This window comes from Mycobacterium sp. 050272, from assembly GCF_039023525.1.
In the GTDB taxonomy this organism is placed as follows: Bacteria; Actinomycetota; Actinomycetes; order Mycobacteriales; family Mycobacteriaceae; genus Mycobacterium.
In genome coordinates this window covers 67,151-88,821 of the sequence record NZ_JBCHKV010000018.1, presented here as the reverse complement: position 1 = coordinate 88,821, position 21,671 = coordinate 67,151, and the positions used below count along the sequence as shown (strand labels likewise).

20 protein-coding genes are annotated in these 21,671 nt (G+C 67.9%); 12 read left to right on the top strand and 8 right to left on the bottom strand.

From position 1 onward, the window contains the following. Nucleotides 1–184 precede the first annotated feature (184 nt). Nucleotides 185–886, top strand: a complete 702-nt coding sequence (locus AAHS21_RS26360; RefSeq protein WP_342930470.1) for a phosphodiesterase — start codon at nt 185–187, stop codon at nt 884–886. On the opposite strand, the gene AAHS21_RS26355 is transcribed toward AAHS21_RS26360, so the two are convergent. Beyond that, complete coding sequence (locus AAHS21_RS26355) at nt 883–2,247, bottom strand: TIGR01777 family oxidoreductase (RefSeq protein WP_342930469.1); 1,365 nt, start codon at nt 2,245–2,247, stop codon at nt 883–885. The two genes, AAHS21_RS26360 and AAHS21_RS26355, sit on opposite strands and share 4 nt — an antisense overlap. Before the next feature lie 64 nt (nt 2,248–2,311). Here AAHS21_RS26355 and AAHS21_RS26350 point away from each other — a divergent pair, with 64 nt between their 5' ends. After that, the gene (locus tag AAHS21_RS26350) at nt 2,312–3,286 is read left to right on the top strand and encodes an SDR family NAD(P)-dependent oxidoreductase (protein ID WP_342930468.1); all 975 of its coding nucleotides are present in this window, start codon (nt 2,312–2,314) and stop codon (nt 3,284–3,286) included. 3 nt (nt 3,287–3,289) lie between these two features. Here the strand turns inward: AAHS21_RS26350 and AAHS21_RS26345 are convergent, their stop codons facing one another. The 3 genes from AAHS21_RS26345 to AAHS21_RS26335 are packed head-to-tail and all read right to left on the bottom strand — an operon-like array spanning nt 3,290 to nt 6,947. Next, nucleotides 3,290–4,534, bottom strand: a complete 1,245-nt coding sequence (locus AAHS21_RS26345; protein WP_342930467.1) for a glycosyltransferase family 4 protein — start codon at nt 4,532–4,534, stop codon at nt 3,290–3,292. Beyond that, the gene (locus AAHS21_RS26340; RefSeq protein ID WP_342930466.1) at nt 4,531–6,120 is read right to left on the bottom strand and encodes a glycoside hydrolase family 57 protein; all 1,590 of its coding nucleotides are present in this window, start codon (nt 6,118–6,120) and stop codon (nt 4,531–4,533) included. The genes AAHS21_RS26345 and AAHS21_RS26340 overlap by 4 nt, the downstream gene beginning before the upstream one ends. Further along, nucleotides 6,117–6,947, bottom strand: coding sequence for a class I SAM-dependent methyltransferase (locus tag AAHS21_RS26335; RefSeq protein WP_342930465.1), 831 nt, complete (start codon nt 6,945–6,947; stop codon nt 6,117–6,119). Before AAHS21_RS26335 ends, AAHS21_RS26340 begins: the two co-directional genes overlap by 4 nt. Before the next feature lie 229 nt (nt 6,948–7,176). On the opposite strand from AAHS21_RS26335, the gene AAHS21_RS26330 reads away from it, so the two are divergent. Both AAHS21_RS26330 and AAHS21_RS26325 read left to right on the top strand, forming a co-directional pair. Beyond that, on the top strand, nt 7,177–7,968 hold the full coding sequence (locus tag AAHS21_RS26330; RefSeq protein WP_096285892.1) for an electron transfer flavoprotein subunit beta/FixA family protein: 792 nt from the start codon (nt 7,177–7,179) through the stop codon (nt 7,966–7,968). A 41-nt stretch (nt 7,969–8,009) separates the two neighbouring features. Then, nucleotides 8,010–8,966 carry an electron transfer flavoprotein subunit alpha/FixB family protein gene (locus tag AAHS21_RS26325; protein WP_342930464.1) on the top strand — a complete coding sequence of 319 codons (957 nt, stop codon included), beginning with the start codon at nt 8,010–8,012 and terminating at the stop codon, nt 8,964–8,966. 76 nt (nt 8,967–9,042) lie between these two features. On the opposite strand, the gene AAHS21_RS26320 is transcribed toward AAHS21_RS26325, so the two are convergent. The 3 genes from AAHS21_RS26320 to AAHS21_RS26310 all read right to left on the bottom strand — a co-directional run bounded on the left by AAHS21_RS26320 (nt 9,043) and on the right by AAHS21_RS26310 (nt 12,280). Continuing rightward, on the bottom strand, nt 9,043–9,294 hold the full coding sequence (locus tag AAHS21_RS26320; RefSeq protein WP_342930463.1) for an acyl carrier protein: 252 nt from the start codon (nt 9,292–9,294) through the stop codon (nt 9,043–9,045). Then, on the bottom strand, nt 9,291–10,952 hold the full coding sequence (locus AAHS21_RS26315; RefSeq protein WP_342930462.1) for a fatty acyl-AMP ligase: 1,662 nt from the start codon (nt 10,950–10,952) through the stop codon (nt 9,291–9,293). The genes AAHS21_RS26320 and AAHS21_RS26315 overlap by 4 nt, the downstream gene beginning before the upstream one ends. 68 nt (nt 10,953–11,020) lie before the next feature. Further along, complete coding sequence (locus tag AAHS21_RS26310) at nt 11,021–12,280, bottom strand: aminotransferase class I/II-fold pyridoxal phosphate-dependent enzyme (protein ID WP_342930461.1); 1,260 nt, start codon at nt 12,278–12,280, stop codon at nt 11,021–11,023. Nucleotides 12,281–12,559: 279 nt separating this feature from the next. On the opposite strand from AAHS21_RS26310, the gene AAHS21_RS26305 reads away from it, so the two are divergent. The 5 genes from AAHS21_RS26305 (at nt 12,560) to AAHS21_RS26285 (ending at nt 16,937) form a co-directional block, all read left to right on the top strand. Further along, the gene (locus tag AAHS21_RS26305; RefSeq protein WP_342930460.1) at nt 12,560–13,420 is read left to right on the top strand and encodes a GNAT family N-acyltransferase; all 861 of its coding nucleotides are present in this window, start codon (nt 12,560–12,562) and stop codon (nt 13,418–13,420) included. Next, nucleotides 13,417–14,259, top strand: coding sequence for a lysophospholipid acyltransferase family protein (locus AAHS21_RS26300; protein WP_342930459.1), 843 nt, complete (start codon nt 13,417–13,419; stop codon nt 14,257–14,259). The genes AAHS21_RS26305 and AAHS21_RS26300 overlap by 4 nt, the downstream gene beginning before the upstream one ends. Nucleotides 14,260–14,293: 34 nt before the next feature. Beyond that, a complete protein-coding gene (locus AAHS21_RS26295) occupies nt 14,294–15,472 on the top strand; it encodes a cysteine desulfurase family protein (protein ID WP_342930458.1) in 1,179 nt (392 codons plus the stop codon). Further along, a complete protein-coding gene (gene mnmA / locus AAHS21_RS26290; protein WP_342930457.1) occupies nt 15,469–16,545 on the top strand; it encodes a tRNA 2-thiouridine(34) synthase MnmA in 1,077 nt (358 codons plus the stop codon). Before AAHS21_RS26295 ends, mnmA begins: the two co-directional genes overlap by 4 nt. 104 nt (nt 16,546–16,649) lie before the next feature. Further along, nucleotides 16,650–16,937, top strand: a complete 288-nt coding sequence (locus AAHS21_RS26285; RefSeq protein ID WP_342930456.1) for a DUF4190 domain-containing protein — start codon at nt 16,650–16,652, stop codon at nt 16,935–16,937. 32 nt (nt 16,938–16,969) lie between these two features. Here AAHS21_RS26285 and AAHS21_RS26280 read toward each other — a convergent pair whose 3' ends face one another. After that, a complete protein-coding gene (locus tag AAHS21_RS26280; RefSeq protein WP_342930509.1) occupies nt 16,970–17,578 on the bottom strand; it encodes a sensor domain-containing protein in 609 nt (202 codons plus the stop codon). Between the two features lie 136 nt (nt 17,579–17,714). Between AAHS21_RS26280 and AAHS21_RS26275 the strand changes: the two genes are divergently transcribed. The 3 genes from AAHS21_RS26275 to AAHS21_RS26265 all read left to right on the top strand — a co-directional run bounded on the left by AAHS21_RS26275 (nt 17,715) and on the right by AAHS21_RS26265 (nt 21,556). After that, entirely contained in the window at nt 17,715–18,740 is a 1,026-nt protein-coding gene (locus tag AAHS21_RS26275; RefSeq protein ID WP_342930455.1) for a methionine synthase, read from the top strand. A gap of 86 nt (nt 18,741–18,826) precedes the next feature. Further along, nucleotides 18,827–20,911: an NAD-dependent DNA ligase LigA gene (gene ligA, locus AAHS21_RS26270; RefSeq protein WP_342930454.1), complete on the top strand. Its 2,085-nt coding sequence runs from the start codon at nt 18,827–18,829 to the stop codon at nt 20,909–20,911. A 36-nt stretch (nt 20,912–20,947) separates the two neighbouring features. Continuing rightward, complete coding sequence (locus tag AAHS21_RS26265; RefSeq protein ID WP_342930453.1) at nt 20,948–21,556, top strand: TetR/AcrR family transcriptional regulator; 609 nt, start codon at nt 20,948–20,950, stop codon at nt 21,554–21,556. The last annotated feature ends 115 nt before the right edge of the window (nt 21,557–21,671 follow it).

The window sequence follows — 21,671 nt, the reverse complement described above, 5'->3', positions numbered from 1 at the left end:
GCCTTCTGGTTCACTAGCTTAAACATTAAATTACTGAACGAACCAGCGCATCCCAACGATACGGGTTTGATCGGCTTCATGTCGGGTACCTGCAGCGACACGCACCGCCGTGCGTTATTCGCACAGATCAATGTGGGTTTAGTGGTCCTTAGCAGTTTCGAAGAACCGAAAGAGGAGTCCGCCGGTGAGTGTTTCCGACGTTGTGGCGCTGCCGTTCCGATTGGGATCGGCGGTCCGCGGTCGCCGGTTTTTTCATCCGGCCGGCGTACTCGCCAAAGGCCACGCGCAGCGGCTAGCAGCGGCGCAATGCGGTCTGCCATTTCCGTCGGGTGACGTCGTGGTGCGCTGGTCCAAGGCGGTGGGCACACCCGGGTCGTTTCCCGATTTCATCGGCTTGGCCATCCGCATCGCGGACGCGCAGCCCCGCGCGGGACTATGGGACATCTTGCTCGTCTCGGCCGGGTCGGGAGTAGTGACGCGCGCGTTGGCGTTGCGGCCGGTCGCATCGTGGACTGGGCAGACGATGACTAATCTCATGCCCCTGCGCTACCGGGAAAGGCCCTGGTGGTTGCGGGCCCGCATCGAGACCGAGATCGGCGGCACCGGCCTGTCCCTGCAGGATGTAGCCGGCCAGATCGAGTCCGGCGGAATCGATGTCACCCTCGACCAGGCCGGGGGAAGAGGTGATTTCACACCGTTGGCACGGCTGTACGTGTCAGATCTCGTCGACGCGGGGCGCGCAGATGTCTCGTTCGATCCCGTCCTCAATACCGCGCCCGGCGTGACGCTGTATCCGGGCTGGCTCGCCGATCTTCGTGGGCGGGCTTACCAGCGCAGCCGGGAAGGCAGGTTCTCCGGGCTGTTCGCGACCCGCCGCGAGTCCTAACCGCGCACAGTTTCACGACCGAGCAGGTGGCGTAGTGCGCCGTTCAGCTCGGGTTGGCGGAAGCGGTGCCCGGCGCGGTTCAGCTTCTCCGGCTCAACCCGCTGATTGGCCAGGGCGAGTTCCCGCGCCCCCTGTTCGCCGAGCAAGATTCGCGGCCCCAGCGGTGGCACCGGCAGCACCGCGGGTCGCCGCAACACGTGGGCCAGCGTGCGGGTGTACTCGCTGTTGCGAACCGGTTGCGGCGCAACAGCATTCACCGGACCAGATAGCGTCGTGTCCCACAGTGCCCGGTGATAAACGTCGATCAGGTCGTCAATCCCTATCCACGACAACCACTGTCGGCCGTTGCCCAGCCGGCCACCGAGACCGGCGCTGAACAGCGGACGCATCAGCTTCAACGTGCCGCCGCGAGGCGATTGCACGATGCCGGTGCGTACCTGCACCACCCGCACCCCGGCCTGCCCGGCCGGCGCGGTCGCGTCCTCCCAGTCCGCGACGACATCGGCCAGAAATCCGTCGCCACGCTCGCTTGCCTCGGTGAGCGTCTCGTCGTCGCGGTCGTATCCGTAGTAGCCGATGGCCGAAGCAGAGATCAGCATCGGGGGGGCGGCGGTGGTGCTCGCCACCAGTTCGGCCAGCCGACGGGTCGGACCAATCCTGCTGTCGTGCACCGCTTTCCGGTGTTCCTCGGTGAACCGGCCGGCGATCGAGGCGCCGGCCAGATGGATCACGGCGTCGAGGCCCGTCAGCAGATCCGGGTCAGGGTCCTCGGGATTCCACTGGCGCTCGTCCTCACCCCGCGCGGGGTGGCGGACGAGTCGGATGACGCGATGTCCGCCGGTGCTCAGGAACGCGCACAGCGCCGACCCGACCAGTCCCGACGCCCCGGTGACCGCCACGGTCAGCGGTCTCAGTCCGTGCTGGGCCGCCAGCCGATGGGCCGCCAAATCGTCGGCCAGCTGGCGGTGCCGATAGATGAACATGGGCCGCAACGCGGCGCCGGGCACCGGGGTTTGGACGCGGTCGATCACCTCGGTCCGGTTGTCCCCGAGGTCGTCGAATTCGTGGATGTGTCGCCACCGCACGGCGACGCGTGCGGGCAGCGAGGCCAACCCGTCCCTGCCGATGGTGTCGACGAAGCGCCGTGGCGGGTCGTAGCCGTCGGCCTGGTGCTGGGCCACCCAGCGCAGCCCACCGGGCAGGGCGAGTTCGGCCCGCCCGTCTTCGAGTGAGGCCGCCTCGGTGACCAATCGCATCGGCGACCACGGGGGCGACAGCCGCTCGAAGGCGCCCGGGCGTGCGTACCAGGCGAACACGTCCTCGCGCGGCGCATCCACCACGCTTGAATATTCGAGTCCCATCGTTCGATTCTTACCCCATGACGACGAAGGCATGCCTTGCGCCGTGGTGGGTAACAGAGACGGCATGAGTATTAACGGCGCACTGCGGTCGCTGCTCGACACCACCCTGGACCGGTCGATCGTCGGAGGCTATACCCGCCTCGGCTATCAACTGCGCAGCCGGAGATGGCCCGACGACCCGGCGCCGCACGCGCTGAAGGGGAAAACGGCGCTCGTCACCGGCGCTAACCGGGGCATCGGCAAGGCGATTGCGGCGGGCCTGGCGGAGTTGGGAGCGAGCGTGCTGTTGACGGTGCGCGACGAGACGAGCGGAGAGCTGGCCCGAAAAGAGATCGTCGACGCCAACCCCGAGGCCGACGTGCAGGTGGAGGTGTGCGACGTCGCCGACCTCTGCGCGGTGCGTGCCTTCGCGGCCGAGTTGTCCGCCCGGGTGTGGGAATTGGATGTGCTGATCCACAACGCCGGGGTGTTGCCGCCGCAGCGGGCCGAGACCGCCGATCGCCATGAGATCACCCTGGCCACCCATGTGCTGGGGCCGGTGCTGTTGACCGAGTGCTTGCTTCCAGTCCTGCGTGGCGCCGAGCACCCGCGGGTGATCTTCATGTCCTCGGGCGGGATGTACACGCAGGCGCTGCCCGCCGACGACCCCGAATATTTCGACGAGCCGTACAGCGGGGTCACCGCGTATGCACGGACCAAGCGGATGCAGGTGGCGTTGACGCCGATCCTGTCCCGCCACTGGGCCGACGACGGCATCCGCGTCTACTCGATGCACCCCGGATGGGCCGATACTCCCGGGGTGGCAACGTCGCTTCCCGGTTTCCGTGCGCTCACCGGTCCGCTGCTGCGCACGCCCGAACAGGGAGCCGACACCGCGATCTGGCTGGCCGCCACCGAACCGGCGCCGCCCAGCGGCGGTTTCTGGCACGACCGGCGGCCCCGCCCGGAGCACTATTTGCCGTTGACCAGGCACGGCGAGCGTGAGCGCGAACGCCTTTGGCGCTATTGCGCCTATTCGATCGGCATCGACAACGCGTGAGACTCAGCGGTCGGGCAGCGCGTGCTCGGTGATTGGCAGCCGGGGCAACTGCCGAGGCTCGCCGCGCTTGGCCGCCAGATACACCTGCGCGGTCTGTCCGGCGACCGTGCGCCAATCGAAGTCCGAAGTGAGCCGCTCGCGGGCGGCGCGGGCGCGCTGCTGCGCGGCGTCGGGATCGTCGAGCACTGCCCGCACCGCCGCGGCCAGTCCGGTCACGTCGCGCGGCGGGCACGACACCCCGGTCTGCCCGTTGATCACCGCTTCACCCAGGCCGCCGATGTTGGAGGTCACCAAGGGAGTGCCGGCCGCGGCGGCCTCCAAGGCCACCAGCCCGAACGGCTCGTAATGGCTGGGGAACACCGCGGCGTCGGCCCGATGCAGCGCCGCCAGCAGTTCATCGTGGTGCAGGTGCCCGACGAAGCGAGTTGCCTTGAGTACCCGGTGTTTACGGGCCTGCTCGACGAGCCAGTCTTGCTGGGTTCCGTCGCCGGCGATGGTCAGCGTGGTGCCCGGGTTGGTACGCCTGATCCGCGGCAGCGCGGCGATCAGGTCGTGCACCCCCTTCTCGTACTCCAGCCGCCCCACGTAGAGGAGTTCGGCGGGCCCGGTGCGGGGGCGCCGCAGCGCGAACGGCCAACGGGCCGCGTCGATTCCGTTGGGGATCACGGTGGTTTCGGCCAGGCCGGGTCCGAACAGTTCGGTGATCTCGTCGCTCATTGACGCCGAACATGTGATCAGCGAATCGGATTCACGCACCAGCCACGATTCGACCGCGTGCACCTGACGGCTGATCGCTCCGGATACCCAGCCCGAATGCCGGCCGGCCTCGGTCGCATGGATCGTGGAAACCATTGGTACGTCGTAGTATTGGGCGAGCGTGATGGCGGGATGGGCAACCAGCCAATCGTGGGCATGCACGACATCGGGACGCCACATTCGATCAGCGCTTGGTTTCTTAAGTGCGAGCCCAGCGCGGATCATCGCGTGCCCCATTGCCAGGGTCCAGGCCATCATGTCTGTGCCGAACGCGAATTCGTGTGGATCCTGGGCGGCGGCGATCACCCGCACGCCCTCGCTGATCTCGTCGGAGGACGGGTGCGTGCTGGGGTCGGTGCCGGTCGGGCGGCGCGACAGCACCACCACGTCGTGACCGGCGGCGGCCAGCGCGGTCGACAGGTGATGCACGTGACGGCCCAGACCGCCGATCACGACCGGCGGGTACTCCCACGACACCATCAGGACTTTCACGCCCAGCCCCCTGGCCGCGGCAGCCTTCGGGCATCCAGCGCGCCGAACAGACCGTCGGCGCGGTTCCATCCGTCGGCGAGCCGCTGCGCGGTGTCGCGGCGGCCCGAGGCCAGCGCCCCGGCGATCTCGCGGGTGGCGTGCGCGTGCAGATGAGCCCGGTAGCGGGCGTAGTCGGCGGCGGAGTCCTTGCTGACCATGAACGGCCAGTCGCTGGACACCGTCAGCAGCGTCTCCCGCAGGATCTGGTCGGCGACGCGGTCGCGCGGGGTCGGGCCGTCGCAGTTCTGCGACAGCGCCTTGTCCACGGTGCTCAGCGCGGTGTCGACGACCTCGGTGTTGAGCTGTACCAGGTCGGCCACCTTCTCCCCGGCCCACACCTGCCAGTCCTTGCCCGAGCCCCACGAACTGGGCGGCAGCGCCACCGGCTCGCCAACGAATCCGCCGTCCAGCGCATCGGACAACGTGCCGACCCGCACCCCGGCGGCGGGCAACGCCCGCAGCACCCGGGCCAGCCACGTCGGACCTTCGAACCACCAGTGGCCGAACAGTTCGGTGTCGAAGGCGGCGATGACGTGAGCCGGGCGCCCGATCCGCTCGGACTCGCTGCGCAGCCGGCTGCGCACGACGTCGACGAAGTCGTCGACATGCACGTCGACCGCGCGCTCGGCGCGCTCCGGGTCATACGGCGCCTTGGCGTCCGAGGACACATTGCGCCCGGTGACCCGCGCCGGCTTGAGCCCGGTGAGGTGGTCGTAGGTGTGGAAGTCGCGGTACGCGGCGTGTCCGGGGTAGCCGGATTTCGGCGACCACACCCGGTAGCTGACCTGCAGGTCGCGCCCGAACGCCACGACATTCGTGTCGCCGACGGGTCGCCCCAGCGCGGTGTCGCCGTGCAGCGAGGGACCGTCGACCATGAAGTGGGTGACCCCCGCGCCGGCGTAGTCGCGTTCCATGCCCGGGTCGTAGGCGCACTCGGGCGCCCAGATACCGCCGGGGCGGTATGCCAGCCGGTGCTGCGCGTCGGCCAGGCCCTCGCGCAACGCGAATTCACGTAGCCGCGGGGCGAGCAGCGGCTGGAAGGGGTGGGCCAGCGGGCCGCCCAGCAACTCGACGGTCCCGGCGTCGATCAGGCTGCGCAGTAGCGGGCTGGCGCCGTGCTGCCACAGCGTGGCGAAATCTTCGAGCGCCCGGTCCGCCTCCGCGCACTCGCGAATCCCGAACTCCCGCAACGCTTCCGGTGTGCAGGATTGGTAGCCGGCCGATTTCGACTTGGGAATCGACCGCACGCTGGCGGCCTCGACCGCCCGCAGCCTCCAGTTCGCCAGCCAGTGATGCATGCCGTCGAGGCAGTACGGGTCGTCGAGCTGCGCATTGACCACCGGGGTGACGCCGAGGGTGACCAGACGGTGGCGATCCTCGTCGGCCAGGGTGCGCAGCACGCGCAGCAGCGGCAGGTAAGCCGCGGCCCACGATTGGTACAGCCATTCCTCGCCGACCGGCCACCGGCCGTGGTGGGCCAGCCACGGCAGGTGCGTATGCAGCACCAGGGTGAACATGCCGGGCACCGGTGTCGCGGAATTGCTCACGGCCGCACCGCAATCGCGACCAGATCCAGGCTGTCGTCAATAGGATGCGTGTCGCGGTCCCCGGCGCCGACCAGCTCGAAGTCGTCGATGGTGACCGCGGCGACGTCGGCGGCCAGCTGCGGCGGCCACGGCGCATCGGCGACCGCGCGCTGGATCTGTGCGTCGATGATCGAACCGCCGTGCCGCACATCCATTTCGCGCAGGCGGGCGCCGTGGAACAGGCCGCTGACCGCCACCTGGGTGAACCCCGCGTCGACCAGCAGCTCGGTCAGCTCGTCGGCGTTCAATTCCCGGGTGTGAAACGGGTTGATCGGGGTGTCGCGGCCGGGGGAGAAGGTGATGCGGTTGGGCGTCGACATCATCAGCAGCCCGGACGACCGCAGCACCCGCGCGCATTCCTTGACGAATTGAGTCTGGTCCCACAGGTGTTCGATGACCTGGAAATTCACCACGACGTCCATCGATGCGTCCGGCAACGGCAGCTGGGCCAGGTTGGCCTGCATGACGTCCACCCTGGGGTAGCGGCGGCGGACGTGAGCCACCGCCGCCTCGTCGTAGTCCACCGCGATCACCCGGCGGGCGACGTCGGCGATCAAGTCCGCGCCGTAACCTTCGCCACATCCGGCCTCGAGCACGTCACGGTCCACACAGTGCTTAGCCAGCCGCTGGTACACCACTTGATGGCGGCGGAACCAGTAGTTCTCGATGTCCAGGTCAGGAATGGTGCGCTCGCCCGTCAGCGTCAACACCGCCGGACTAGCAGGTAAGACCTCCGGCGACGTGCCGGCGGGCGGGTGCTGGGGGGCGTCGGGGACGAATGCGCTCATTGCATAGGGAGGCTAACGCGAAGTGCCGGATTCGCGAACCGCTGCGCGGGTAGGCCAGGGTCGCGGGGGGAGGCGGGCCTGCAAGAACCTGCAGTACGACCCGCTATGGTGTGAGAGCAGGCCGCACAAAGTTACCCAGTAGTAACACCCATGTGCGTTGCGAAACACGTACTGAAAAGTCTCGTTGCTGACTGCCGCGGGACTCCTTCGAGGAGGACGAACCACACTCATGACGAACATCGTGGTCCTGATCAAGCAGGTCCCTGACACCTGGTCGGAGCGCAAGCTGAGCGACGGCGATTTCACGCTGGATCGAGAGGCCGCCGACGCCGTGCTGGACGAGATCAACGAGCGCGCCGTCGAAGAGGCCCTGCAGATTCGCGAGCGTGAGGGCGGTGAGGGTTCGGTGACGGTGCTGACCGCCGGACCCGAGCGCGCCACCGAGGCGATCCGCAAGGCGCTGTCCATGGGTGCCGACAAGGCCGTGCACCTCAAGGACGACGGCCTGCACGGATCGGACGTCATTCAGACCGGATGGGCACTGGCGCGCGCGCTGGGCACCATCGAGGGCACTGAGCTGGTCATCGCCGGTAACGAGGCCACCGACGGCACGGGCGGCGCGGTGCCGGCGGTCATCGCCGAGTACCTGGGCCTGCCGCAGCTGACCCACCTGCGCAAGCTGTCCATCGAGGGCGACAAGGTCACCGGAGAGCGCGAGACCGACGACGGCGTCTTCACGCTGGAAGCCACGCTGCCCGCGGTGGTCAGCGTCACCGAGAAGATCAACGAACCGCGCTTCCCGTCCTTCAAGGGCATCATGGCCGCCAAGAAGAAAGAGGTCACGGTGCTGACCCTGGCCGAGATCGGCGTCGAGAGCGACGAGGTCGGGCTGGCCAACGCCGGGTCCACCGTGCTGTCCTCGACGCCGAAGCCCCCCAAGACCGCGGGTGAGAAGGTCACCGACGAGGGCGAGGGCGGCAACGACATCGCCAAGTACCTGGTCGGCCAGAAGATCATCTAAGACGAGCACCCACCCAAGACACGAGAAGAGCGAGATAACCCATGGCTGAAGTTCTGGTGCTCGTTGAGCACGCCGAAGGTGCGGTCAAGAAAGTCACCGCCGAATTGATCACCGCCGCCCGCGCGCTGGGCGAGCCGTCCGCCGTCGTCGTCGGCGCCCCGGGCACCGCCGCGCCGCTGGCCGACGGGCTCAAGGAGGCCGGCGCCGCCAAAATCTACGTCGCCGAGTCCGACGACGTGGACAAGTATCTGATCACCCCGGTCGTCGACGTGCTGGCCTCGCTGGTCGAATCCGCTTCTCCGGCAGCGGTTTTGCTGGCCGCCAACGCCGACGGCAAGGAGATCGCCGGCCGGCTCGCGGCCCGGCTCGGGTCCGGCCTGCTGGTCGACGTGGTCGAGGTCAAGGAAGGCAATAAGGCGACCTACTCCATCTTCGGTGGCGCGTTCACCGTCGAGGCGCAGGCCAACGGCGACACCCCGATCATCACCGTCCGTGCCGGTGCCGTCGACGCGGAGCCGCAGGCCGGTGCCGGCGAAGAGGTCAAGGTCGAGGTCCCGGCGCCCGCCGAGAACGCCACCAAGGTCACCTCGCGTGAGCCCGCCGTCGCCGGCGACCGCCCGGAGCTGACCGAGGCCACCATCGTGGTCTCGGGCGGCCGCGGTGTCGGCAGTGCGGAGAACTTCGAGGTTGTCGAGAAGCTGGCCGACTCGCTGGGCGCGGCCGTCGGCGCGTCGCGTGCCGCCGTCGACTCCGGCTACTACCCGGGCCAGTTCCAGGTGGGCCAGACCGGTAAGACGGTGTCGCCGCAGCTGTACATCGCGCTGGGCATCTCGGGCGCCATCCAGCACCGCGCGGGCATGCAGACCTCCAAGACGATCGTCGCGGTCAACAAGGACGAAGAGGCGCCGATCTTCGAGATCGCCGACTACGGCGTGGTGGGCGACCTGTTCAAGGTCGCGCCGCAACTGACCGACGCGGTCAAGACCCGCAAGGGCTGATCTCCGCTCAACGCAAACGCCCCCGCGCCCACGTCGCGTCGGGGGCGTTTGCGTTGCCGGACCACCGATGCGTCGCCTAGCCGGCTACCGCTTGGTCGCCGATGTTGGCGTTGACCCAGTCGACGACTTCGCCCACGGTGTCGAGCGGCCTCTGCGGGTCTTTGAGCCGCATCTTGAGGTGACTTTCCAGGGTTGCTACCAGTTCCATCTTGCGGGGCGAGTCGTAGCCCAGGTCGTCGACGAGATGCGAGTCGCCGGTGACCGGAGCCATCCGGTCCGGCGCCAGCCGGGTGACGATCGACACGACGGAATCATTGACGCTACTCACAGTGCTCTGACCTCTCCTAAGACCGCTCCGAACATCTCTTTGGCCGCGACGTGGCGGATCTTGCCCGACGGTGTCTTCGGAACCTTGCCCTTGCCGACCAGCAGCACCGTCGGGCTCAATCCCGTTGCGCTGCGGACTTTTCGGCCGATTTGGCGACGGATCTCGTGTGCGGCTTCGCCCGGATCCTCCTGGACCGTCTCGGCGACGATCCGGATCTCCTCGCGCTGATCGGCGAGCGTGACGCCGAACGCGACGACTCCACCGCGCCGGATGCCGTCGACCGAGGCGGCCAGTCGCTCGATGTCGGAAGGGAAGATGTTGCGGCCGGCGACGATGATGACGTTCTTCCGGCGCCCGCACACCACGATCTCGCCGTCCTCGGTGAGGTAGCCGAGGTCGCCGGTGTAGAACCAGCCGTACGCATCGACGGCGGCCACCTCTCCTTGCGCCGTCAGGTAGTGCCGCGTCACCGCGTCGCCCCGGATGGCGACCTCGCCCATGTGCCGCGCCGGCCGGGTGCCCCGGTCCTCGTCGGCGATGCGGACCTCAACCCCGGACATCGGACGACCCAGCAGGACGAATTCCTTCTTGGGCGACCCGCAGACGCAGCCGGTGACCGCGCGGCCGTGGGTTTCCAGTTCGTCGGCGCACACGTTCTCGACCGCCAGCGGCCGATCCACCCGGGAGAACGACACCGCGACCGTCGCTTCGGCCAGACCGTAGGCCGCGCCGATCGCCGAAACCCGCATCCCGAACCGCGCGGCCTGCTGGGCGAACTCGTACATCGTGCCCGGGTCGATGGGTTCGGCACCGGAGACCACGCAGCGCAGCGCGCTCAGGTCGTAGGCGCCGTCGCTGACCGCCCGCAGCCTGCGGCTGACGATCGAATAGGCGAAGTTGGGTGCCGCGGTGACGGTGGCCCGCTGCTCGGTGAGGATTTGCAGCCAGGCCAGCGGTGACTTCACGAACTCCGTGGGCGGTATGTAAACCGCCGCGTTGCCGGCGAACATCGGCGAGAGCAGATAGGCGATCAGGCCCATGTCATGCGAGAGCGGAAGCCAGCTCATCGTGACGTCCACGCACGCGTCGATGCGGACTTCGGCCACCATGGCGGCGATGTCGGCATACAGGTTGCCGTGAGTGATCGCCACGGCCTTGGGATCCCCGGTCGATCCCGAGGTGAGCTGGTAGATGGCGACGTCGTCCTCGCCGGTGGGTTCCTCGACCGCGTCGGCCCCGGCCCACGTGTCGGGCACCTCGATGACCCGGTATCCCGAGGCCCGCAGGGCGTCCGCGACCGCGACGAACGGTCGCCCCACCAGCACGCAGTGCGCGTCGAGCAGGCTCAGCGCGCGCAGGGTTCCCTCGTGCCACTCGCTGAGGTCGGCCTGCGACGTGGGTTGCTGCAGCATCGTCATCGCCGCACCCAGCTTCCAGATGCCCTGGACGACGGGTGCGACGTCTTCGGCGTTGGCGGCCAGCACACCCACCCTGGCCCCGCGCGTGACTCCCTCGGCGGCCAGCCGGCCCGCGACCTTGCCCGCCGACTGATTGATGTCATGCCAGCTCGCGAAATGCAGATTGCCCGCGGTGCCAAAGCGAAGGCCCAACGTGGAATCCGCGGCCACCTTCGCGATGCGGTCAGTAAATCTACTCATAGCCGTGCGCTGTCCTCACTGAAGAATTCGTAAATAGCTGCGCGCCAACAACATTGAAGAATCGTCTGTTAATCTTCATCGGCATTGAGCACAGCCGAGGCGATCACGTCAACGGCACGGTCGATCTGCGCCGGCGAGTGTGTGGCGGAAACGCAGCAGCGCATCAGGGCGTCGTTCTCACCGACCGCGGGTGCGACCGCCAGCGAGCAGAAGACACCGTTGTCGAATGCGTCATTCCAGGCCGCGATCGCGCGCGCTTCTGCACCGAGCCACACCGATACATGCGGGGCCACGACGTGGGAGCCGTCAGCACGAACGATTCCCGCCCGTACCTGCAAGCCGTGGGACATCAGGCCGTCGCGCAGGGCGCGTGCGTTGGCCAGAACCGCCTCGGCGCGCTGAGATCCCTCCGGGCTGCGAATGATGTCAATCCCGGCGATGCTGGCCGCCATCGCCGCCGGCGCCCCGGTGGCGGTGAACATGTGCTGGCTGGAACGCAATCGGAGCACATCGATCAGGTCCCGCGAGCCGACGATGAAACCACCGGTGGACGCGATCGCTTTCGACATACTGCCCATCAACACGTCGACGTCCTTGGCGCAACCGTATTCTTCGGCGATCCCGGTTCGGTTGGGCCCGAAGACGCCGAGGCTGTGCGCCTCGTCGACGTAGAGGGCGACGTTGTATTTGTTGGCCAGCGCGACAATGCTTTCCATCGGCGCCACGTCGCCCTGCATCGAGTAGAGGCCGTCGATCACGATCAACTTGGTGCCCCCGCGCTCGGCGGTGCGGATCAGGTTGCGTTCCAGCGAATCCAGGTCGTTGTGTGCGAAGTATCGGGAGCTGGCGCCCGAGAGCCGGATGCCGTCGTGCAGCGACATGTGGGCCTCGCTATCGGGGAACGCGAGATCGGCCGCGCCCAATAGGGCAGTGATGGCACCGACATTGGCCAAGTAGCCGCTGTTGAAGACCAGCGCCGCTTCGGTGCCGTACCAATCGGCCAACAATTCTTCGAGCTCGACCTTGACCCGCAGCGTGCCGCAGTGCGGAGGCGCGCCCCCACAGGCCGGCCCATACAGTTCGGTCGCCCGATTGGCCGCCTCGACCAATCGCCGATCGCCGCACAAGCCCAGAGAATTGTTCGACCCGAACATAATTCGAGTCTTTCCTTCGACGACGGACGTCGGACCGGGAGCGGATTCGACGCTCCTGAAGAACGGCAATCGGTTGCACGCGGCGTAGTAACGCAGGCTGGCCAGTCGGCTATCTTCTTGTGCCCGCGCTTGGATATTCAGCTTGGAGGTCTGCAGCACGCCTACATCAAACATGGCGCGTTGCACTCCGGTATCCGATTCGCTCTAAATTGGCGAGCACGTTAATAGCGACCAACGTGCGAGTGTTTATTGCGTTGCCGCTCTTGCGAATACGCCGTTAGATCCACCTGGTGCGGGATTGTGTTGGCGCTATCTCGGGCGCATTGCGTACGGTGAGCGTCAGCGTTACGTACGCCACACTTCACCGTCGGCACACATTTCGTCATCTTGCGTGCACCAACACGTCATAGCGCCGATGCCGATTCGCTCCTCGATTACGCCACGTTGTTTCCCATGAGCATTGCTTCTGTCCTGATACCGAGTGATACGCCGGACGGAGCTGCGACCAGCTCGTCTGGGCCGCGTTACTCGCTGTTGCTGTCCACCGACCCCAGTTTGGTCGAGGCGGCGCAGCGGCTTCGGTACGACGTATTCACCAGCACACCTGGTTTCGCGCTGCCGGAATCGGGTGCGGGGGACCGGGACGTGGACCGCTTCGACGAATTCTGTGATCACCTGCTGGTGCGTGACGACGACACCGGCGAGCTGGTGGGGTGTTACCGGATGCTGGCGCCGGCGGGTGCGATCGCGGCCGGGGGCCTGTACACGGCGACGGAATTCGATCTCGGCGCGCTCGACCCGCTGCGGCCGTCGCTGGTGGAGATGGGCCGGGCGGTGGTGCGTGACGGGCACCGCAATGGCGGCGTCGTGCTGTTGATGTGGGCGGGCATTTTGGCCTACCTGGACCGCTATGGCTACGACTACGTGATCGGGTGTGTGTCGGTGCCGATCGGCAGCGAAGCGGACTCCGAAACGGGGCAGGACGCGCCGGGCAGCCAGCTTCGGGGGGTGCGCGACTTCGTGCGGAGTCGGCACGCGGCGCCGCCGGAGTACCGGGTGTACCCGCACCGACCGGTCGTCGTGGACGGCAAGTCCCTCGACGAGATCGCGCCGCCGCCGCGGCCCTCGGTTCCGGCGCTGATGCGCGGCTATCTGCGGCTGGGCGCCAAATCCTGCGGCGAGCCGGCGCTCGACCCCGACTTCGGAGTCGGCGATTTCTGCGTGCTGCTGGACAAACGCCAGGCCGATACCCGATATCTGCGACGACTGCGGTCGGTATCGGCGGCTTCGGAGATGGCGGGCGGCGACCGATGAACGCTCCCGCAGTCACCACCGACCATGCCTGGCTGCCGCGCGCGACGTGCGACAGCAGCTGTGTAGGGGTCGGCCCCGCCTCGTCGCGGTTGGTCGTGGTGCTGCGGGTGACGCTTCGCGTCATGCTGGTGGTGTTGCTGCTGATGGGGGCGCCGATGGCGCTGGTGCCCTGGCGGGGGCAGATGCGGGTGCGACAGTTCTACTGCCGGATGGTGCTGCGCGTTTTCGGCGTCCGGATCAGCGTGTCGGGTGCTCCGATCCGAAACCTGCGTGGCGTCCTGGTGGTAGGTCCGCACATGTCCTGGCTGGACGTCTTCGCCATCGGTGCGGTGCTGCCCGGCTGGTACGTCGCCCGCGCTGACATGTTCGGTGAGCTCGCGCAGCGGCTGCTGAAGATCATTCCGATCGAACGGTCCAGCTTGCGGCGGTTGCCCGCCGTGGTGGAAACCGTCGCAGACCGGCTGCGCGGCGGTGAGACCGTGGTGGCCTTTCCCGAGGGCACCACGTGGTGCGGGGTGGCCTGCGGCTCGTTCTACCCGGCGATGTTCCAGGCCGCGATCGACGCCGGCCGCCCGGTCCAGCCGCTGCGGTTGACATATCACCACGTCGACGGCCTGATTTCGACCGCTCCGGCCTTCGTCGGGGACGACACCCTGGCGGCGGCGATGGGCCGGCTGATCACCCAGCGCCGCACGCTGGCGCACGTCCATGTGGAGTCTCTGCAGCTGCCGGGCACCGATCGGCGGGGGCTGGCCCGCCGCTGCCAGTCGGCGGTGGGCGTCGGCGTGGGGCGGCGCCCCGGTCAACGCTCGGATCGAGGCCACGTGCTGGCCGCTTAGGGGAACTGGGCGGCCCGGTATCCTGGGGCGCGTCATGGTCTACCTCGATCACGCTGCCACCACCCCGATGCACCCCGCTGTCATCGAGGCGATGACGGCCGTGTTCGGCATGGTCGGCAACGCCTCGTCGCTGCACACCAGCGGTCGCACGGCCCGGCGCCGCATCGAGGAGTCCCGCGAGCTGATCGCGGACAAATTGGGCGCGCGGCCGTCCGAGGTGATTTTCACCGCGGGCGGCACCGAGAGCGACAACCTGGCCGTCAAGGGCATCTACCGTGCCCGCCGCGAAGCCGATCCGCGTCAGCTGCGCATCATCACCAGCCAGGTGGAACACCACGCGGTGCTGGATTCGGTCGACTGGCTCATCGAGCATGAGGGCGCGCAGGTGAGTTGGCTGCCCACGGCCGCCGACGGCTCGGTGTCGGCTGCCGCGCTGCGGGAGCTGCTGGAGAGTCAGGACGACGTCGCGCTGGTCTCGGTGATGTGGGCCAACAACGAGGTCGGCACCATCATGCCCATCGCCGAACTCGCAGCCGTCGCAGCCGAATTCGGCGTTCCGATGCACAGCGATGCCGTGCAGGCTGTTGGGCAGCTGCCCGTCGACTTCGCCGCGAGCGGGCTGTCGGCGATGAGCGTCGCCGCGCACAAGTTCGGGGGCCCGCAGGCGGTCGGTGCGCTGCTGTTGCGTCGAGACGTGGCCTGTGCGCCACTGCTGCACGGCGGCGGACAGGAGCGCGACATCCGTTCCGGCACTCCGGATGTCGCCGGTGCCGTCGGAATGGCCGCCGCGATGCGGCTCGCCGTGGACGGCCTCGAGGCCAACACCGCACGGCTGCGCGCACTGCGCGATCGGCTGGTCGAGGGTGTGTTGGCCGAGATCGACGACGTCCGCTTCAACGGATCCCGTGATTCGAGACTTCCCGGCAATGCCCACTTCACTTTTCGTGGCTGTGAAGGCGACGCTCTGTTGATGTTGTTGGATGCCAACGGAATCGAATGCTCGACCGGTTCTGCATGCACGGCCGGAGTCCCGCAGGCCTCGCACGTGCTGATCGCGATGGGTGCCGACGCCGCGACCGCGCGGGGATCGCTGCGGCTGTCGCTGGGCCACACCAGTGTCGATGACGACGTCGACGAGGTGCTGCGGGTACTGCCGGCCGCGGTGGATCGGGCCAGGCGCGCGGCGCTGGCCGCTGCGGGGGCGTCGGGGTGAAAGTTCTTGCCGCAATGAGCGGCGGCGTCGATTCGTCGGTCGCCGCGGCTCGGATGGTCGATGCCGGACACGACGTGGTCGGCGTGCACCTCGCGCTGTCGTCGGCGCCCGGTACGCTGCGCACCGGCTCGCGGGGTTGCTGCTCGAAAGAAGACGCTTCGGATGCGCGCCGTGTGGCCGATGTACTGGGAATCCCTTTCTATGTTTGGGATTTCGCGGAGAAGTTCGCCGAAGACGTGATCGACGACTTTGTGTCGTCCTACGCGCGTGGCGAGACGCCCAACCCGTGTGTGCGCTGCAACCAGCGCATCAAGTTCGCCGCACTGTCGTCGCGTGCCCTGGCCCTGGGTTTCGATACGGTCGTCACCGGCCATTACGCGCGCTTGTCGCAGGGCCGGCTGCGACGCGCCGTCGACCACGACAAGGATCAGTCCTACGTGCTGGCGGTGCTGACCGCAGAGCAGTTGCGCCACGCCGCTTTTCCGATCGGGGATACTCCCAAGCCGCAGATCCGGGCGGAGGCGGCTCGTCGCGGCCTGGCCGTCGCCGACAAGCCGGACAGCCATGACATCTGCTTCATCCCGTCCGGGGACACCCGGGCGTTTCTGGGGGAGCGGATCGCCGTGCGACGCGGCAACGTCGTCGGTTCCGACGGCGCTGTGCTGGCCAATCACGACGGCGTGCACGGTTTCACGATCGGCCAGCGCAAGGGCTTGGGCATTGCCGGCCCGGGGCCGGACGGCCTGCCGCGCTACGTGACGGCAATCGACGCCGACACCGCGACGGTGCAGGTGGGCAGTGCCGCCGATCTCGAAGTGCATGCGCTGACGGGACGGGACCCGGTCTTCACCGCCGGAGCCGCACCGGCGGGGCCGATCGAGTGTGCCGTGCAAGTGCGGGCCCACGGCGAAACCGCGAGTGCGGTGGCCGAATTGGTCGGCGACGAGCTCTGCGTGCGGTTACGCGTCCCGCTGCGCGGGGTGGCGCGCGGTCAGACCGTCGTGCTCTATCGCCCGGATTCGGCCGGCGACGAGGTGCTCGGCAGCGCCACCATCGCCGGCACCTCGCGCTGATTGCCCTGCTCAGCGGCCTTCGCTGCGGCTTCCAAGGATTCTCCAAGAGCTTGCGGAGAGCATTCGTCTCGTAATTGATCGACGCATGAGCGGGGAAGGAACGAATGACGATGAACGACAACCACATCACCGCGCAGGCGCAGGCAGTACAGACCAACGGCCTTGCCGTTGCGGCTTTCGTGCTCAGCATTATGGGCATGTACGGCAGCCCGATCCTGAGTAGCGTTCTCGCTCTTGCCGGCATCTGGCAGGTCAGGCGCCGTGAAGAGCAAGGCTTCGCGCTGGCGATCACCGCTCTGGCCGTCTCCGCGGCTGTCACGGCCCTGCATGTCGCGATGTGGATCCAGTGCGGCCACCAGAACTTCGCCTTGGAGACCACGGCGCACTGGTGAAAACCATTGGCGTATAAGCAGTTTAGAGAAATCTACCGCGGAAAGTTGGCGACGATGTTCGTCATCACGATGTCGGAGACCGACTGCGGGAAGCCGCAGAAGGTGACTTCCACCAATGCCACCGACTGCACCCGGTAGTCGCGGCCGCAGCCGCCCGGACCCAGGTGCAGCGAGGTGGCATCGGATTTCCAGTCGCCGACGAACACTTCGCCGGCCGAGCCATTCGCGCAGTCGGTGACCGTCGACACCAGAGCGGTGAAAGCTTGCTGGGCGGTCGCGCCATCGCGATAGGCGGCGGCGCCCTCAGAGATCAGGGCGCCGTCGGGCGGATCCTGGAACGTGGTCTTGTGGAACTCCTCGATGTCGGGCCCGAACGTCGCGGTCTCGGCGAACAGGAACCGGCAGGCGCGCGGCGTGGTGTTGGCGAGCGTGTCGATGTCGACCGGGGTGCGTCCGTCCATCGACGGAATGATCGACAGGTGTTCGCCGGCGCCCGTGATCGCCTGCATCCGCGCCTGGTCCAGCAGGATCGTGTCGACATTGACCCCATTGATGCCCTTGGCGCCGCCGGTAAACCCCGGCAATGCCACGCCATCCACCACCCGGGTGCACGCCGCACTCAGCACCACCGCGCCACACATCAGCAGCGGCCACCCGAATCTTGCCTTGCGCCACACCGTTTTGCACCCCTCTAAACCCTCGAGCCTAGCCGTGCTGGCCGACCACAACACACCCCTGGCCGCCCGGCCGTGATGCGACGTCGAATACGGTTGCCGGGTGAGTGTTTTCGCATCTCCGTTCGCGACGGCCAGCGGCGTGGGTTCATGGCCCGGCACCGCGATACGGCCGTCGACGGAGGTCGTCGTCGGTGAGTTGGCGGCCGCGATGGCCCACCTGGTGGAGCTGCCCGCCAGGGGAGTGGGCGCCGACCTACTGGGGCGAGCCGGCGCGCTGCTCGTCGATGTGGCGATCGACACCGTGCCGCGTGGTTACCGCATCGCCGGACGGCCCGGTGCGGTGACCCGCCGCGCCGTCAGCCTCCTCGATGAGGACATGGACGCCCTCGAGGAAGCCTGGGAGACGGCGGGCCTGCGTGGTGGCGGACGGGTGGTCAAGGTGCAAGCGCCGGGCCCGATCACGTTGGCCGCCGGGCTGGAGCTGTCCAACGGCCACCGGGCCATCACCGACCCGGGCGCGGTGCGCGACCTGACGGCGTCGCTGGCCGAAGGCGTTGCCGACCATCGTGGCGCGCTGTCGCGCCGCCTCGATACGCCGGTGGTCGTGCAACTCGACGAGCCGTCGCTGCCCGCGGCGCTGGGTGGGCAGCTGAGCGGGGTCACCGCGCTGAGTCCGGTTGCCGCGCTCGACGAGTCGGTGGCTCAAGGCCTGCTCGACAGCTGCGTGCAGACGGTGGGCGCCGAGGTGGTGCTGCACAGTTGCGCGGCCGAATTACCGTGGGATCTGTTGGCGCGCAGTGCGATTAGCGCAATATCGATCGACGCCGCAACGCTGCGGCCCGCGGACCTGGACGGGATCGCGGCGTTCGTCGAATCGGGTCGCGCCGTGATGCTGGGCGTGGTCGCCGCCACTGCTCCGCAACGCCGGCCCGCTGCCGAGGAGGTGGCCGCGGCCCTCGTCGCGGTGACCGATCGGCTCGGATTCGGCCGCTCGGCGCTGCGCGGGCGCATCGGCGTCACCCCGGCATGTGGGCTGGCCAACGCCACGCCACAGTGGGCACGCACCGCGATCGAGCTGGCCCGCAAGGCCGCCGAGGCGTTCGCCGAGGACCCCGATGCCATCTAGGCGGCGACCCGCTTGGCTGGTACGGCAGCAGGCGCGACCGGGCGTCAGCGGCGGGCACTGTCCCCACCCTTCGATAGCCTGCCAAGGTGAGTTCGCCAGAAGCTGACCCTGTGGCGCCCGAGGTTCGGCGTCAATGGCGTGAATTGGCCGACGAGGTGCGCGAGCACCAGTTTCGCTACTACGTGCGCGATGCGCCGGTCATTTCCGACGCCGATTTCGACGACATGTTGCGGCGGCTGGGCGCTCTCGAGGAGCAGTACCCCGAGCTGCGCACTCCCGATTCGCCGACGCAGCTGGTCGGCGGCGCGGGATTTGCCACCGATTTCACCTCGGCCGAGCATCTGGAACGGATGCTGTCGCTGGACAACGTGTTCAGCACCGAGGAATTCGACGTGTGGGCCAGCCGCATCCACGCCGAGGTCGGCCATGACGTGCCGTTCCTCTGTGAGCTCAAGATCGACGGCGTCGCACTGGCTCTGGTGTACCGCGGTGGCCGCCTGGTCCGCGCGGCCACCCGCGGTGACGGCCGCACCGGCGAGGACGTCACCAACAACGCGCGCACCATCGAGGATGTCCCGGAACGGCTGACGCCCACCGACGACTACCCGATCCCGGACGTCCTCGAGGTCCGCGGCGAGGTGTTCTTCCGGGTCGCCGACTTCGAGGCGCTCAACGCCGCCCTGGTCGAAGACGGCAAGGTCCCGTTCGCCAACCCGCGCAACAGCGCCGCGGGCTCGCTGCGGCAGAAGGATCCCGCGGTGACCGCTCGCCGCAAGCTGCGGATGATCTGCCACGGCGTCGGACATGCCGAGGGATTTCGGCCGGCCAGTCTGCACGACGCCTACCTGGCGCTGGGCTCCTGGGGGCTGCCCGTCTCCGGCCACACCGCCCGGGTCCCCGGCGCCGGTGGTGCGCTGGAACGCATCGCCTACTGGGGAGAGCACCGCCACGACGTCGATCACGAAATCGACGGTGTCGTCGTCAAAATCGACGACTTCGCACTGCAGCGCAGGCTGGGGTCGACCTCGCGAGCGCCGCGCTGGGCGATCGCGTACAAGTACCCGCCGCAAGAGGTGCAGACCAAGCTGCTGGATATCCGGGTCAACGTCGGGCGGACAGGACGCGTCACACCGTTCGCGGTCATGGTGCCCGTCAAGGTCGCGGGTTCGACGGTCGAGATGGCCACCCTGCACAACGCCGCCGAGGTCAAACGCAAGGGCGTGCTGATCGGCGACACCGTGGTGATCCGCAAGGCCGGCGACGTGATTCCCGAAGTGCTCGGCCCGGTCGCCGATCTGCGCGACGGCACCGAACGCGAATTCGTGATGCCCACACACTGTCCCGAATGCGCCACCCTGCTGGCCCCGGCCAAAGAGGGTGACGCCGACATCCGCTGCCCCAACTCTCGATCCTGCCCAGCGCAGTTGCGGGAGAGGGTATTTCACGTCGCCGGTCGCGGCGCCTTCGACATCGAGGGGCTGGGTTACGAGGCGGCCATCGCGTTGCTGGCGGCCGAAGTGATCGTCGACGAGGGCGACCTGTTCACCCTCACCGAGAGTGACCTGTTGCGCACCGAATTGTTCACCACCAAGGCCGGCACGCTGTCGGCCAACGGCAAGCGGCTGCTGGCCAACCTCGACAAGGCCAAGGCGCAGCCGCTGTGGCGAGTGCTGGTGGCGCTGTCGATCCGGCACGTCGGCCCGACCGCGGCGCGCGCGCTGGCGACCGAATTCGGCAGCCTGGAGGCGATCACCTCGGCGTCGACCGACGAGCTGGCCGCGGTCGAGGGCGTCGGCCCGACCATCGCCGCCGCGGTCACCGAATGGTTCACCGTCGACTGGCACCGCGCGATCGTCGAGAAGTGGCAGGCGGCCGGCGTGCGGATGGCCGACGAGCGCGACGCGAGCACCCCGCGCACGCTGGCGGGGCTGAGCATCGTGGTCACCGGGTCGCTGAGCGGGTTCTCCCGCGACGAGGCCAAGGAGGCCATCGTGTCCCGTGGCGGCAAGGCCGCGGGTTCGGTGTCGAAGAACACCGCCTATCTCGTGGCCGGCGATTCGCCGGGGTCGAAGTACGACAAAGCGGTCGAGCTGGGTGTGCCCATCCTCGACGAGGACGGCTTCCGCCGGCTGCTGACCGACGGGCCGGCGGCCGACAACATAGCCGATTAACAGCGCAGTACTGGTCCGTACCGGTGTTCCGGCTCTATGGTGGGCGCTATGACCCAGACGGCCGATCAGTACACGGAGCCATCGCCGTGGTCTCCGCGCGAGGCCGAACTGTTGGCGGTGACCTTGCAGCTACTGCAAGAACACGGCTACGACCAATTGACGATCGACGCGGTCGCCAGTGCTGCCCACGCCAGCAAGGCCACGGTGTACCGGCGCTGGCCCTCGAAGGCCGAACTGGTGCTGGCTGCCTTCATCGAAGGTGTCCGCCAGGTCGCGGTCGCGCCGAATACCGGTAGCCTGCGCGACGATTTGATCAGTCTCGGCGAGGTGTGCGGCGAGCACGGACGTCAGCACGCCAGCACCATCCGCGCGGTGATGGTCGAGGTATCGCGCCATCCGGCGCTCAACGAGGCCCTGCAGGATCAATTCCTCAAGCAGCGCAAGGCCCTGATCAAGCACGTCATGCAGCGCGCCGTCGATCGCGGCGAGATCGCCAAAGATGCCTTTGTTGACGAACTTTGGGACCTGCTACCCGGCTATCTCATTTTCCGGTCCATCATTCCCGACCGGCAACCTACTCGCCAGACGGTGCAGCTTCTGGTCGACCAGTTCTTGATGCCGGGTTTGACCCGCAACGTCGGGTAACGCGGCAGCCAGCTACCCACGCCGTTGAAGAATGTGTACGGGCGCGTCTCTTGTAGAGTACGGTCCAGTACCGTACTGTGAAGTCCGTCCGTTCGCGCCGGTGCGGGGCAACGGT